Below are 13767 nucleotides of genomic sequence, written 5' to 3'. Positions count from 1 at the left end.
TGTGCAACACAGGCGATATCACATTAACGGTCTCGAAGGACCTTACACTATGGTCATGATCGACGGCATGCCCATCGTGAGTGCACTGTCTACCGTGTACGGACTGTCCGGGATCCCGAACAGCCTGGTAGACCGGGTTGAGATTGTAAAGGGACCGGCATCCGCATTATATGGCTCCGAGGCGGTAGCGGGTTTAATCAACATTATTACAAAAGATCCCGCAACAGCGCCAGCGGTTACTGCCGATGTGATGACGACCAGCTGGCAGGAATACAGCCTTGATCTGGGGTTCCGTTTTCATGCGGGCAAGAAGGCCAGTTCATTGATGGGGGTGAATTATTATAATTACCAGCATCCGCTAGACAAAAACGGCGACGGTTTTACCGATGTAACCTTGCAACACCGTGTATCTATCTTTAATAAATGGCGCTTTAATCGTAAAGAAGACCGCGTGTTCACGATTGCCGCCCGCTACTTTTACGAAGACCGCTGGGGCGGACAAATGCAATGGGGCAAGCAGTGGCGTGGCACAGACAGCGTATATGGCGAAAGCATCTTTACCTCCCGTTTTGAACTGATCGGTAATTACCAGCTGCCCGTAAAGGAAAAGGTCATGTTGCAGTATTCGCTGAACCTGCATGATCAGAATTCTGTATACGGCGCTACCAGCTTTTTAGCGCAGCAGCACATCGCTTTTGCACAGCTTACCTGGGATAAGCAGATCGGCCGCCACGGACTGGTAGCTGGTTTGCCGTTCCGTTATACTTATTACAACGACAATACCACGGCCACGCCAACGGCCGACCATACTTACCTGCCGGGTGTTTTTGTGCAGGATGAGATCAGCCTGGCTAAGGGCCACACGATGTTGCTCGGCATGCGGTACGATTATAACTCCCTGCACGGCAACATCCTTACGCCCCGCCTGGCCTACAAATGGTCGCCGGACCATAACAATGTGCTGCGCCTCAACGCGGGCACGGGTTACCGGGTAGTGTCCATTTTCACTGAAGATCATGCGGCGCTGACCGGCGCCCGGGAAGTGGTGATCAATGGTCGCCTGGATCCCGAACGCAGCTGGAACGTGAACCTGAATTATGTGAAGAAGATACCGTTGAACAATGCCTTCCTGGGACTGGACGGTACCGTGTTTTACACCCACTTCGGCAATCGGATTGTACCGGATTATACTACCGACCCGCAAAAATTATTTACGATAACCTCGACGGTCACGCCATTTCGCGCGGCGCAAGCCTGAATGTGGATGTGGCGTTCTCCTTCCCACTAAAGCTCATTGCGGGCGCCACTTACTCGGACGTATACCAGGTAGACGAAGGCGTAAAATCGCGCCCGATGCTGACGGAAAAGATCATGGGTACCGGAGCGCCTCTTATGCTTTTCGCCGTGCGGGCCTAACGCTGGATTATACGGGCAACTTGTACGGCCCGATGCTGTTGCCGAGGCTGAGCGAAGAAGATCCGCGTCCGGCGGAGTCGCCGGTATGGAGTATTCAGAACATACAGGTGACGAAAAAGTTTGGCAAAGGCTGGGAAGTTTATGGCGGCGTAAAGAACCTGCTCAACTTCACCCCGCCCTCCAACTCCATTGCCCGCCCGCACGATCCTTTCGATAAACAGGTGCAGTTCGATGGCAACGGCCGTGTTGTGGCCACGCCGGATAATCCATATCGCCTTACATTTGACCCGAGCTACGTTTTTGCACCTAACCAGGGCATCCGAGCATTCCTCGGGGCGAGGTACATGTTACTTGGAAAGTAACTGGGTCTTTCGCTGATCCTTCGCTCATCCTTCGCTAAAGCCGCTGCTATGGCCGAAACAACGTAGGATGAGCGAAGGATCAGCGAAAGATGTAGTAAGGATGGTATTATATTCGCCTTCTTCTCTACCTCTTCACCATGCTTTCACCATGTCTTCACCATGCTTTATCCATGCTTTGAGCGTTTTTGATAAAATACTATCAGCGCGTTCAAAATTTTCTCCATCTCGGCAAACTTTTCCTCCATCCTGGCAAATTTTCCGGGGATGTGAGGGTGTATTTTTGCAGGGTGAGGAAAGAAAAAACCGCCGAAGTGAGTGACAACGGCGGCTGAAAAAAGAGGTGATAGTTGGTTACAAATTAAAAACCCAGGCCGATTTTGATACCAAGGTGGAGGCTGGGTAACACCTGTACGAGGCGGCCATCATCGGGGGTGGCTATGCCGTTTTTGTTTTCGTAGGTGAGATAGTCGTACACCTTGGCGCGGAGGCCAACGCCGATGTAAGGGTCCAGCACGAGGTGGCCGCGGGAAAACTGGCGGCCGAGCAGCAGCTGGGTACCATACACGTTTTTGGTGGCGTCGCCATGATAAGCCTGGTCGTTAATGATAAATTCTTCTTTAGGATAGAATACCTTTTTATAGAACAGCGAAGGCTGGAAATAGGTGCCCTGTGCATGCAGTACGCCGGACTCGCGGCCCAGGTACCAGCGGAGGCCTGCCCTGAAACCCAGGCCCGTGGCTTCCACGAATTGCTCGGTGCTGATCCGCGGTTTTTTTGCCCCCAGTCTACCCGCTTCGCCAGCAGGTAATCGGGGTAATCGGTGTATATACCCATGACGCCGAGCTCGACGCTCAGTTTGTCAGACAGCATTTGCTCCACGGTGATATCCAGCGAGCTGATAAAGCTGGTTGGGTTTATTTTGATAAAAGTGCGGAGGTTTTTTGATGGTGGCTGCATGTTGTCCTGCGCGCTGGCGGTAGCGCTTGCGGCAAAGGCCAGCAGGATGAGTAATACTCTTTTCATATGGATAAATGAGCTTTGGATCAACGCGATATGCTAATTAATCAGGTCAATAATCGTTCCACAATTGCCGGGTAAAAACGGTGTTCGAGTGCATGGATCTTTTGTGCGAGCGTGTCCGGCGTATCGTTTGCATCGATGGTGCAGCGCTCCTGCAGGATGATGCGGCCCTCGTCGTAATGATCATTTACAAAGTGGATGGTAATGCCGCTTTCGGTTTCGCCGGCCGCTATCACGGCGGTGTGTACAAAGTTGCCGTACATGCCTTTGCCGCCGAACTTGGGTAGCAGGGCGGGGTGAATGTTGATGATTTTGTCCGGGAACGCCGCCACCAGGTTGGAGGGTACTTTCCATAGGAAACCGGCCAGTACGATAAGGTCGATGTTGTTGCGCTGCAACAGCTGCACATATTCTTCGGAACGGAAGAAGGCTTCCTTTTCGATGATAACGGAAGGGATATTTTCACGGGCGGCGATGTCGAGTACGCCGGCGCCCGGTTTATTACAAAGAATAATTTTTACAGTAATGGCTTCCGAGCGGCGGAAGTGGTCGATGATTTTCTGAGCGTTACTACCTGCCCCTGAAGCGAAGATGGCGATGTTTTTCAAAGCGGTCACTTGTTTAATGATGATTAGCCAGCTGCAAAAATAATGTTTCAGGCAGTGGGTTACGGTAAAAAATATCTAAGTTTGCGACGAACCTTTTGCTTTTAGAATTGTTGGAGGTGAGGGTTACATATATAAGGAGTGCCGGTAGCAGACGAGACCGTATTCATCGGGAGCAAAAAATTGAAAACCTTCAGCATCAATTCCTTTCACATTTACTTGCATTAGAATTTTTTAGATTTTATCTTTCAGCCAAATACAGTACGGGGCCGATGGATATTAACATCGTCGGCGGTCGTGTTATAAAACATGATTTTTATCATAAATTGGGGCAAAAGGCCCGGGTGCTTATAAAAAAATCTGCTGAAAGGCTTATCAGCATTGAATTAAGGAAGTTTAATCGAAATTGAATTATATATCAAGGTTTCTTTGAATGCAATCAAGAATTTTTTTCGATTGTTGGTGGATTGTCAACATTCTGTCTTATTTTTGCGAGCACTTTTAAAGAAACTTAAGGTCAAATCTAAATTTATATAGGCTGTGTATTGTCGTGTTTCCATTCTTTTGCGCAAGCAATTTGTGAGTGTTCTTATCCTATGCGTTGGTTTGGTGTTATCTTTTGCACCTGCCCGCGCTGCAGATCCTGCTGCTGGTAAGGCCTTGTTTCAGGCAAATTGCGCTTCGTGCCATAATGTTCATAAGAAATTGACAGGTCCTGCGCTGGCTGGGATTGAAGAGCGGTGGGCGGATAAAGCCTTGCTTCACAAGTGGATCAAGAACTCTGCGAGTGTTCTTGCCACAGGTGACGCTTATGCCAATAACCTGTTTAAAGAGTATAACGGAACCGCGATGCCTGCGTTCCCGACCTTTACAGATGCTGATGTGGACAACATCCTGGCGTATGTAGCGGACGAGCAGGTGAAAGGTCCTAAAACAGCTGCCCCGGCTGCTGGTGCTGAAGGCGCTGCGAAGGAAGATTCCGGTAGCAACAGCCTGATTTTCGGTATTATCACCCTGATCCTGGCTATTGTTGCGGTAATCCTGTTGCAGATCAACAGCAACCTGAACAAACTGGCTGCTGAAAAAGAAGGTATCGATCAACCGGAACCAGTTGCTTTCTACAAAAACAAAGCTTACATCGCGATCGGTATTATGATCCTGTTTGTGATCGGCGGTTACTTTACCATCCAGGGCGCTATTGGCCTGGGCCGCACACAGGATTACATGCCGGAGCAACCAATATTCTACTCTCACAAAGTGCATGCAGGCACTAACCAGATCAGCTGTCTCTACTGCCACTCCGGCGCTGAGAAAAGCAAGCACGCGATGATCCCCGCAGAAAACGTGTGTATGAACTGTCACAAAGCTGTTACTGAGTACAGCGGTCCCGAACTGTTTACCGCAGAAGGTAAAAAGTGAATGGTACTGCAGAAATCCAGAAACTGTTCGATGCAGTGGGTTGGGACGCTAAAGCAGGTAAGTATGTAAAACAGCAGGGCGAGCCTATAGAATGGGTAAAGGTTCACAATCTGCCTGACCACGTATACTTCAACCACTCTCAGCACGTAGTAGCCGGTAAAGTACAGTGTCAAACCTGTCACGGTAACATCCAGAAATGGACGAGGTGTCTCAGCACGCCGACCTGTCTATGGGCTGGTGCGTAAACTGTCACCGTACTACTAAAGTGCAGTTCGCAGAAAACGGCTATTACTCGATCTTCGAGAAACTGCATAACGACATTAAGAACGGCCACATCGACAGCGTAACTGTAGAAATGGTGGGTGGTACCGAATGTCAGAAATGTCACTACTAATAATCTAGATTCAAACACGGCGTTGCCGGGAAACAGTATAATAACATAATAAACACTGTACCATTCCGGCGCTAATGCAACCGATCATTTATAAAATCGTAACTCGTTAATATAACATGGAGCAAAAAAGTATTGGAAAGGCTTGGAGGAGTTGCACAACACCCCTGAACATCAGGAAGTTGTGAAGAACGAATTCGGAGAAGATCTGCCGTTTGAAGAGAGCGAGAGCCTGTTGAATGCCGCTACCCCCGACGGGACTTCCTGAAATACCTGGGTTTCACCACAGCCGCGGCTACCATTGCTGCTTCCTGCGAAACTCCGATCAAGAAGGCGATTCCTTATGTAAACAAGCCTGAAGAAATTACGCCTGGCGTACCTAACTTATATGCATCCACTTACGTAACCGAAGGTGATTTTGTACCGGTGGTGGTGAAAACCCGCGAGGGCCGTCCCATCAAAATAGAAGGTAACGAAATGTCTACCGTTACAGGTGGCTCCACTACCGCAAGAGTGCAAGGTTCTGTACTGAGCCTGTACGATGTGGCCCGCGTACGTGTACCGGGTACTTTCGATGGTAAAGACAAGGTAAACGAGTTGACCTTCGCGGAGCTGGACAAACAAGTGATGTCCGCCCTGGCGGGTCTGGGCGGCAAACCCGTAGTGCTCCTTACCGGTACTATCATCAGCCCTACCACTAAACAAGTTATCGGCGAGTTCCCGGCGAAATATCCTGGTAGCCGTCACGTAACATACGACGCAATTTCCTACTCCGGTATGCTGCTCGCTAACGAAGCATCTTACGGAAAAAGAGCATTGCCCGTTTACCACTTCGAAAACGCTAAAGTAATTGTGAGCCTGGGCGCCGATTTCCTCGGTACCGGTTAAACACTGCTGAAATCACCCGCCAGTATGGCGCTACCCGTAAGATCAGGGCGGACAAACCGGAAATGAGCAAACACTTCCAGTTTGAAAGCGTAATGAGCCTTACCGGTGCGAATGCGGATGAGCGTTTCACCCACCGTCCTTCCCAGGCCGGCGCAGTCGCCCTGGCGCTGTATTCAGCACTCGGCGGCAGCGTAGCAATGCCTGCACTCGACGAAAAAGTGAAAGCCGGTATCATGAAAGCCGCGAAAGCGATCCAGGCTAATCCTGGTAAATCGCTGATCGTAAGCAGCTCCAACGATGTGAACGTACAGATCATTGTAAACGCCATCAACAACCTGGCGGGTTCCAATGGCAGCACGATCGACTGGGCAACTACCTCCAATATCCGTCAGGGTATTGACGCAGACATGCAGCAGCTGGTAAATGACATGAACGCCGGTGCTATCGGCGGCCTGCTTATCGCTGGTGTAAACCCTGCTTACGACTACTTCGACGCAGAGAAATTCAAAGCGGGTATCAAAAAGTTGGTCTGACCGTTTCCTTCAACGAGCGCTTAGACGAAACTACCCAGCTTGTAAAATACATCGCTCCTGACCACCACTACCTCGAAAGCTGGGGTGATGCGGAAGGCAGGACTGGTTACTTCTCCTTCATCCAGCCAACGATCGCGCCCCTGTTCAAAACACGCGCACTGCAGGATTCCCTGCTGATCTGGGCTGGTAACACGACTACCTGGGTTGATTACCTGAAAAACAACTGGATCGCCAAACTTGGCGGCCTGGACCAGTGGAACAAAGTGTTGCAGGATGGTATCATTGAGCCGGCTGCTACAGCCCTGGGCGGTGCTACCTTTGCTGCTGACGCTGCGGCTGCTGCCGGTAAAATCAGCACCAAACAAGGTGGTAAACTGGAACTGCTGTACCAGAAAGTAGCGATCGGCAGCGGTAAAGAGGCAAACAACCCCTGGTTGCAGGAAATGCCCGACCCGATCACCCGCGCTACCTGGGACAACTACGCATGTATCTCCAACACCCTCGCTAAAACTTTCCACGAAGAGCTGGGTGATGACTACGAGATCAACGCTGACAGAAAAGTACTGACAATAAAAGCTAACGGTAAAGAAGTTAAACTGCCCCTGCTGATCGTTCCCGGTATCCATCCCGAAACAATCGCGATCGCAGTTGGTTACGGCCGTGGCGATGCGAAGCTGATCGGTAAAGCTGCCGGTAACATCGGTAAAAATGCTTATCCTTTCGTGAGCTTCAATGGCCAGACGTTCGACTACTTTGCTGCTGATGCTACCGCTACTGCAACCGGCGACAAATACCCTGTTGGTCTTACACAGACACACAACAGCTATGAAGGTCGTCCGATCGTAAAAGAAACTACTTTGGCCGAGTTCGTTGCGAACCCGAAAGAAGTGAACGCTGACCGCGCGAAACTGCACCACTATGGTGAAGACTTCGCACATGACGCTACCATGTACAAAGATGTACACATGGTTCCGGGCAACGGCGTGAAATGGGGTATGTCTATCGATCTTAACACCTGCTTCGGCTGTGGCGCTTGTACGATCGCCTGTCAGGCAGAGAACAACGTATCCGTTGTAGGTAAAGAGCAGGTAATTAAGGCGCACGAAATGCACTGGCTGCGTATCGACCGCTACTTTGCCGGTGATGTAGACAATCCTGAGGTAGTATTCCAGCCGATGCTGTGCCAGCACTGTGACAACGCTCCCTGCGAAAACGTTTGTCCGGTAGCTGCTACCAACCACAGCTCAGAAGGTATTAACCAGATGGCTTACAACCGTTGTATCGGTACCCGTTACTGCGCGAACAACTGTCCTTACAAAGTTCGTCGTTTTAACTGGAGAGACTGGAACGGCGCTGATAGCTTCGAACATAACCTGTATGATGTTGCTGACATGAACGACAGCCTGACCCGTATGGTGCTGAACCCGGATGTGGTGGTTCGTGCACGCGGTACCATGGAAAAATGTTCTTTCTGCGTACAACGTTTGCAGGATGCGAAACTGACCGCTAAAAAGCAGGTCGTCCGATTAAAGATGGTGAAGCGAAAACAGCTTGTCAACAGGCTTGTGCTTCTGACTCTATCATCTTCGGTAACGTGAATGATAAAGACAGTGCGATCTACAAACTCCGCAACATCGAACAGAAAGACCGTCTGTACTATGTGCTGGAAGAAACACACACACTGCCTAACATCAACTACCCGGCGAAAATCCGTAACAAGGACGCAGCTCCTTCCGTTAAGGGTCACGCTGAGGGTGCACACAAACCGGAGGCAGCGCACCACTAAGTGTGTAGATTGAACAGATAAGAATTATAAACGAAGATCAAGTTAAGTTTTGCATTAAATAGTCAGTCAGCTGAGAAGCTGGCTGACCAAAGCTCAGAATACTATGCATTTAAAGTACGAATCCACACTGAGAGAACCTTTAGTTGACGGGGTTAAGGATTATCACCAGGTAACTGAGGATATTATTAGTCCTATTGAGGCTAAGCCCGGTAAACTGTGGTACATTGGATTTTTCATTTCTCTCGTATTGTTAGGCTTCGGTGCCTTCTCTGTATTTTGGGAGGTTTACTTCGGTACAGGTGTGTGGAACCTGAACAAAACCATCGGTTGGGGTTATGACATCACCAACTTCGTATGGTGGGTAGGTATCGGTCACGCCGGTACGCTGATCTCCGCGATCCTGTTGCTGTTCCGCCAGGGCTGGCGTACAGGTGTAAACCGCGCAGCTGAAGCAATGACCATCTTCGCGGTAATGTGTGCGGGTCAGTTCCCGATCTTCCACATGGGTCGTGTTTGGATGGGCTTCTTCATCCTGCCTTACCCCAACACCCGCGGTCCTGTTTGGGTTAACTTCAACTCACCGCTGTTGTGGGACGTATTCGCGATCTCCACCTATTTCACGGTATCACTGTTGTTCTGGTATTCTGGTCTGATCCCCGACTTTGCTACCGTTCGCGACAGGGCTAAAACTAAATTACGCAAGTTATTATATGGTGTTGCCTCTTTCGGCTGGACCGGTTCCACCAAACACTGGCAGCGTCACGAAGCATTATCACTGGTACTGGCAGGTTTGTCCACTCCACTGGTACTGTCCGTACACACTATCGTATCTTTTGACTTTGCTACCTCTGTAATTCCCGGTTGGCACACGACCATCTTCCCTCCCTACTTCGTAGCGGGTGCGATCTTCTCCGGGTTCGCGATGGTAAATACCCTGCTGATCATCACCCGTAAAATCCTGGGCCTCGAAGATTACATTACTATTGGTCACATCGAAGCGATGAACAAAGTAATTGTACTGACGGGTTCTGTGGTAGGTGTGGCTTACCTTACCGAGCTGTTCATGGCCTGGTACGGTGCAAACCCTTACGAATTCGATACTTTCTATAAATACCGTGCTGCGGGTCCGCTGGGCTGGTCTTACTGGATCATGATGAGCTGTAACGTAATTTCTCCGCAGGTGTTCTGGTTCTCTAAAATGAGAAGAAACATCATGGTGACTTTCGTAATGTCTATCATTGTAAACATCGGTATGTGGTTCGAACGTTTCGTGATCATCTGTACTTCACTGTACCGCGACTATCTGCCGTCCAGCTGGGGTTACTACCGTCCGTCCTGGCCTGAAGTTGGCTTCTACGTAGGTACCTTCGGTCTGTTCTTTACCTGCTTCTTCCTGTTCGCCAAATACTTCCCGGTAATTGCAGTAGCAGAGATCAAGAGCGTATTGAAAACCACTGGTAAGAGCTACAAAGAAAAGATGGGCAAATACGAAGCACAGGATGTTGATGCATTTGCTCACGATCAGGCGCATCACTAATCAAGGATTAACAGGATTGTATTAATTGAACTTTGAATTTCTCAATATATGGCTGTAAAAAATTTGTTGTAGGTAGTTTTGATGACGAGGCGGTATTGTTCCCGGCTGTTAAAAAAGTAAGGGCTGCCGGTTACAAGCTCCACGATGTTTATACGCCTTTTCCCGTGCACGGTCTGGACCATGCGATGGGGCTCCGTGAAACGAGCCTGCACACCGCGGGTTTTGTATATGGCCTCACCGGTACTACTACGGCTTTATCTGTAATGGGCTGGGTATTTACAACAGACTGGCCAATGAACATCGGTGGTAAACCGCATTTTCCATTGCCGGCGTTCATTCCTATCACATTCGAGTTAACGGTACTGTTCGCAGCAGTAGGCATGGTGCTTACTTTCTGCTACCTGTGTCAGCTGGCTCCTTTCGTGAAAAACACATTTTCCACCCGCGTCAGACAGACGATCTGTTTGTCATGGCGATCGAAGTGACCGGTAAAAACGGCGCGGAAGACATCAAAAACTTCCCGGGCAGTGTGGGCGCTAAAGAAATCAACGAACAGACTGCTGAAACCGGCTGGTGGCTGGGTCGCTACGACCAGGAAAGCCGCCTGTACAGCGAGCCTGTAACCGTGAAAGCGTAATTAAACAAGAAGAAACAAACGAATTATAAAGTGGCGAAAGCCGCAAAGTCAGACCAACGAGTAGACAAAAATTACTGATGAAAAGGACTTCCAACATATTGATTGCAGCAGCGCTGACAGGCGGATCTTTCCTGGTGGCTTGCAGTAAAGATCACAGGAAACCGGGAAAGCACTATGTGCCGGACATGGTTGACTCCCGTGCATATGAGTTCTATAACAAAACCGTAGCGAATATGAAGCCGGTGGAAGGAACTGTGAAGAGGGGTGAATTACTGCCTTATAATATTAAAGCAGAAGACACCGCAGCTGCCAACCTGTTTAAAAATCCGCTGTCCCTAACTGCAACAGATCTGGAAGAAGGTAAACGCCTGTACAATATTTACTGCGGCATTTGCCACGGTACTAAACTGGACGGTAACGGTCCGCTGTACAAAGGTGGCGACGGTCCTTATCCGTTGGCTCCCGCTAACCTGATCGCCGGTAAGGTGCTGGCGTATAGCGAAGGCCGCATTTTCCACGTAGCCACTTATGGTTACAACGCGATGGGTAGCTATGCCAGCCAGCTGGACCGAGAACAACGCTGGAAAGTGGCTGCTTACATTAAGAATGTACAAACAGGTGGTAAAATGCCATCTTCAGTTGCGCCGGCTGGCGACAGCACAGCGGCTGCTACGGCAGCGCCTGCAGCTGATACCGCAGCAACGAAGTAATTTTGATTAAAACTAGCATTTAGAAAAGTATTTTAATATACAGGTAATGAAGGACCAATTTGTAGTACCGGCAAGATTAAAAACGACCAGCATTGTGCTGATGGCAGTTGGCTTGCTGACTTTATTGATCGGAAAGTTTGCGCTCGGCGGCGAGCATGGAGACACACGCTTTTGGGCAGGTTTGCTGCAGAACAGTACTTTCTTCTTGATGGTAGTGTTGACCAGCACTTTCTTCATCAGCGCAACCACCCTGGCTCACGGCGGCTGGCAGATCGCGTTCCGCCGCGTACCGGAGGCTATCTCCATGGTAGTGCCGGTGCTTGGTGCAATTGCCTTTGTAGTATTAACTTGTTTGATCGTGTTCCATAAAGAACACATCTATCATTGGGTGAATGCTGAACACGTAAAGCATGATGCTATCCTGTCTTTTAAATCCGCATTCCTCAATCCTGTCTTTTTCATGACAGCTACCGTTATCACTATCGGCCTCTGGATCCTGCTGACCATCAAACTGCGTCGCATGTCTATTGAACAGGATAGCTGGGTAATGGATGCCGAAACCGGTCGTAAACTGATCTGGAGAAATACCGTTTGGTGTGCAGGTTTCATCGTGGTATTCGCACTGTCTGTAGGCTCTACCACTCCATGGTTGTGGCTGATGAGTATCGATGCTCACTGGTTCTCTACCATGTACTCCTGGTATACTTTCGCATCTACCTTCGTTTCCGGTATGTCTCTGATCGCACTGTTCGTGATTTACCTGAAAAGAAATGGTTACCTGAGCTTTGTAAGCGAAGAACACATCCACGACCTTGGTAAATTCATGTTTGCGTTCAGCATTTTCTGGACTTACCTGTGGTTCTCTCAGTTCATGCTGATCTGGTATGCGAACATTCCTGAAGAAACTATTTACTTTATTCCTCGTATGCAAGGACCGTTCAGGCCGATTTTCTTCGCTAACCTGATCATCAACTTCATACTGCCGCTGCTGATACTGATGAAGCGCGCTGCTAAACGCAACTTCACGCTGGTAACAGTTATGGCGATAGTTGTTATCTCCGGTCACTGGCTCGACTTCTTCCAGATGGTTGCTCCGGGCACTCAAAACAATGAGCTGCACTTCCCCTGGTATGAATTCGGTGTTGGTCTCGGCTTTGTGGGTATCATCATTTTTGTAACGTTGCACCAGCTGACCAAAGCTTCGCTGACGCCAAAAACTCACCCTTATCTGAAAGAAAGCATCATCCACCAGGTGTAGTTGCGCGGATGTAAAAGATAATAACAACGAATAAGCATTAGATAACTTAATTATTTCAAATAACAATGTCAGGATTTTTAGCAGTTTTAGTTGTTGTCCTCATATTCGTGGTCATTTTTCAGATTGCGAAGGCAAGCGAATATGTGTCCATCTTGAAGGGGGAAAAGAAGTCGCGCCAGCAGAGCAACCGCATCAACGGTTTCCTGCTGATAGCTTTCCTGATACTGGGGCTGATTGGCGTATGGTGGTGTAATGACATCCTGAAAGACAGAATTCTTGGCGAAGCTGCCTCGGATCATGGTGTAGATATCGATAAGATGTGGAAAACCACATTGGCCGTTACAGGTATCGTGTTTATTATCACGCAGATTCTGCTGTTCTGGTTTTCGTTCAAATACCAGGAAAAAGAGGGTCGTAAAGCATATTATTTTCCGCACAATAATAAATTGGAATTGATCTGGACGGTTGTTCCGGCTATCGCGCTCACCATCCTGGTGGCCTACGGCCTGAAACACTGGTTCCGTCTTACTTCCGAAGCACCGAAAGAATCAATGGTCGTAGAAATTACCGGTCAGCAGTTTAACTGGCTGATTCGCTACCCGGGTAAAGACGGTCAGCTCGGCAGCAGGTTCTACAAAGAGATCAATAACGCTACCAACCCGGTTGGCCAGATCTGGACAGACGATCTGAACAAAGATGACTTCATGGCGAGCGAAATGCACCTGGTGGTGAACAAGCCCGTAAAACTGATCATCGGTTCCAAAGACGTGGTACACGACGTTGGTCTGCCCCACTTCCGCCTGAAAATGGATGCGGTGCCTGGTATCCCGACCACCCTGTGGTTTACACCAAGGTTCACCACTGCGGAGATGAAAAAGAAAACGAACAATCCTGATTTCACATACGAAATTTCCTGCGATCAGATGTGCGGTGAAGGTCACTACTCGATGAGAGGTGTGATCGTAGTAGAAACACAGGAAGAATACGATGCATGGATCGCTAAGCAGGTACCTCAATACAAACTGGCGCATGAAGGCTCTCCCGCTCCAACCGGTACACAGGGCGCAACCCCTGCCGACCCGGTAATGAACAGTGACAGCTCCGGCACAGCGGCACCTGCAGCAGCACACTAAGCGGTTATAGAAAATCGAAATCAGAAGTAGAAAACTTAAAAAGACAAATTGCCGACAACGAATATTACCCCG

18 protein-coding genes are annotated in these 13767 nt (G+C 49.2%); 16 read left to right on the top strand and 2 right to left on the bottom strand.

What is annotated here, in order from left to right:
- The first annotated feature begins 1 nt into the window (after position 1).
- Genes MKQ70_RS26200 through MKQ70_RS26190 form a run of 3 tightly spaced genes read left to right on the top strand, consistent with a single transcriptional unit; the run spans position 2 to position 1778 of the window.
- Positions 2 to 1258 carry a TonB-dependent receptor plug domain-containing protein gene (locus MKQ70_RS26200; protein WP_248075481.1) on the top strand — a complete coding sequence of 419 codons (1257 nt, stop codon included), beginning with the start codon at positions 2 to 4 and terminating at the stop codon, positions 1256 to 1258.
- Positions 1259 to 1260: 2 nt separating this feature from the next.
- The gene (locus tag MKQ70_RS26195) at positions 1261 to 1416 is read left to right on the top strand and encodes a hypothetical protein (RefSeq protein ID WP_248075479.1); all 156 of its coding nucleotides are present in this window, start codon (positions 1261 to 1263) and stop codon (positions 1414 to 1416) included.
- A gap of 20 nt (positions 1417 to 1436) precedes the next feature.
- Positions 1437 to 1778, top strand: a complete 342-nt coding sequence (locus MKQ70_RS26190) for a hypothetical protein (protein ID WP_248075477.1) — start codon at positions 1437 to 1439, stop codon at positions 1776 to 1778.
- A 358-nt stretch (positions 1779 to 2136) separates the two neighbouring features.
- Here the strand turns inward: MKQ70_RS26190 and MKQ70_RS26185 are convergent, their stop codons facing one another.
- A complete protein-coding gene (locus tag MKQ70_RS26185; RefSeq protein WP_248075475.1) occupies positions 2137 to 2523 on the bottom strand; it encodes a hypothetical protein in 387 nt (128 codons plus the stop codon).
- Between the two features lie 319 nt (positions 2524 to 2842).
- Positions 2843 to 3415, bottom strand: coding sequence for a phosphoribosylglycinamide formyltransferase (purN, locus tag MKQ70_RS26180; RefSeq protein WP_248075472.1), 573 nt, complete (start codon positions 3413 to 3415; stop codon positions 2843 to 2845).
- 528 nt (positions 3416 to 3943) lie between these two features.
- Here purN and MKQ70_RS26175 point away from each other — a divergent pair.
- The 13 genes from MKQ70_RS26175 to MKQ70_RS26120 all read left to right on the top strand — a co-directional run bounded on the left by MKQ70_RS26175 (position 3944) and on the right by MKQ70_RS26120 (position 13695).
- On the top strand, positions 3944 to 4822 hold the full coding sequence (locus tag MKQ70_RS26175) for a c-type cytochrome (RefSeq protein WP_308199188.1): 879 nt from the start codon (positions 3944 to 3946) through the stop codon (positions 4820 to 4822).
- A gap of 196 nt (positions 4823 to 5018) precedes the next feature.
- Positions 5019 to 5216 (top strand): hypothetical protein, encoded by a 198-nt coding sequence (locus MKQ70_RS26170; protein ID WP_248075470.1) that lies wholly within the window; start codon positions 5019 to 5021, stop codon positions 5214 to 5216.
- 142 nt (positions 5217 to 5358) lie between these two features.
- A complete protein-coding gene (locus MKQ70_RS42730) occupies positions 5359 to 5481 on the top strand; it encodes a TAT-variant-translocated molybdopterin oxidoreductase (RefSeq protein ID WP_372490037.1) in 123 nt (40 codons plus the stop codon).
- A 158-nt stretch (positions 5482 to 5639) separates the two neighbouring features.
- Positions 5640 to 6101, top strand: a complete 462-nt coding sequence (locus MKQ70_RS26165) for a molybdopterin-binding domain-containing protein (protein ID WP_248075468.1) — start codon at positions 5640 to 5642, stop codon at positions 6099 to 6101.
- 62 nt (positions 6102 to 6163) lie between these two features.
- Positions 6164 to 6634 carry a molybdopterin-binding domain-containing protein gene (locus tag MKQ70_RS26160; RefSeq protein ID WP_248075466.1) on the top strand — a complete coding sequence of 157 codons (471 nt, stop codon included), beginning with the start codon at positions 6164 to 6166 and terminating at the stop codon, positions 6632 to 6634.
- 263 nt (positions 6635 to 6897) lie between these two features.
- Positions 6898 to 8232 (top strand): 4Fe-4S dicluster domain-containing protein, encoded by a 1335-nt coding sequence (locus tag MKQ70_RS26155; RefSeq protein ID WP_248075464.1) that lies wholly within the window; start codon positions 6898 to 6900, stop codon positions 8230 to 8232.
- The gene (locus MKQ70_RS26150) at positions 8229 to 8420 is read left to right on the top strand and encodes a hypothetical protein (RefSeq protein WP_248075463.1); all 192 of its coding nucleotides are present in this window, start codon (positions 8229 to 8231) and stop codon (positions 8418 to 8420) included. The genes MKQ70_RS26155 and MKQ70_RS26150 overlap by 4 nt, the downstream gene beginning before the upstream one ends.
- Before the next feature lie 103 nt (positions 8421 to 8523).
- Positions 8524 to 9957 (top strand): NrfD/PsrC family molybdoenzyme membrane anchor subunit, encoded by a 1434-nt coding sequence (gene nrfD, locus MKQ70_RS26145; RefSeq protein ID WP_248075461.1) that lies wholly within the window; start codon positions 8524 to 8526, stop codon positions 9955 to 9957.
- 32 nt (positions 9958 to 9989) lie between these two features.
- Complete coding sequence (locus MKQ70_RS26140) at positions 9990 to 10442, top strand: DUF3341 domain-containing protein (protein ID WP_248075459.1); 453 nt, start codon at positions 9990 to 9992, stop codon at positions 10440 to 10442.
- Complete coding sequence (locus MKQ70_RS26135) at positions 10427 to 10594, top strand: hypothetical protein (protein ID WP_248075457.1); 168 nt, start codon at positions 10427 to 10429, stop codon at positions 10592 to 10594. The genes MKQ70_RS26140 and MKQ70_RS26135 overlap by 16 nt, the downstream gene beginning before the upstream one ends.
- A gap of 77 nt (positions 10595 to 10671) precedes the next feature.
- Positions 10672 to 11304 (top strand): c-type cytochrome, encoded by a 633-nt coding sequence (locus tag MKQ70_RS26130; protein WP_248075455.1) that lies wholly within the window; start codon positions 10672 to 10674, stop codon positions 11302 to 11304.
- Between the two features lie 46 nt (positions 11305 to 11350).
- A complete protein-coding gene (locus MKQ70_RS26125) occupies positions 11351 to 12562 on the top strand; it encodes a quinol:cytochrome C oxidoreductase (protein WP_248075453.1) in 1212 nt (403 codons plus the stop codon).
- A gap of 143 nt (positions 12563 to 12705) precedes the next feature.
- Complete coding sequence (locus MKQ70_RS26120; RefSeq protein WP_248075451.1) at positions 12706 to 13695, top strand: cytochrome c oxidase subunit II; 990 nt, start codon at positions 12706 to 12708, stop codon at positions 13693 to 13695.
- Positions 13696 to 13767: the final 72 nt, after the last annotated feature.

It is taken from the genome of Chitinophaga sedimenti, assembly GCF_023156195.1.
GTDB classification, from domain to species: domain Bacteria; phylum Bacteroidota; class Bacteroidia; order Chitinophagales; family Chitinophagaceae; genus Chitinophaga; species Chitinophaga sedimenti.
Note: the sequence above shows the minus strand (reverse complement) of the source record. Positions and strands in the feature narration are given on the sequence as shown.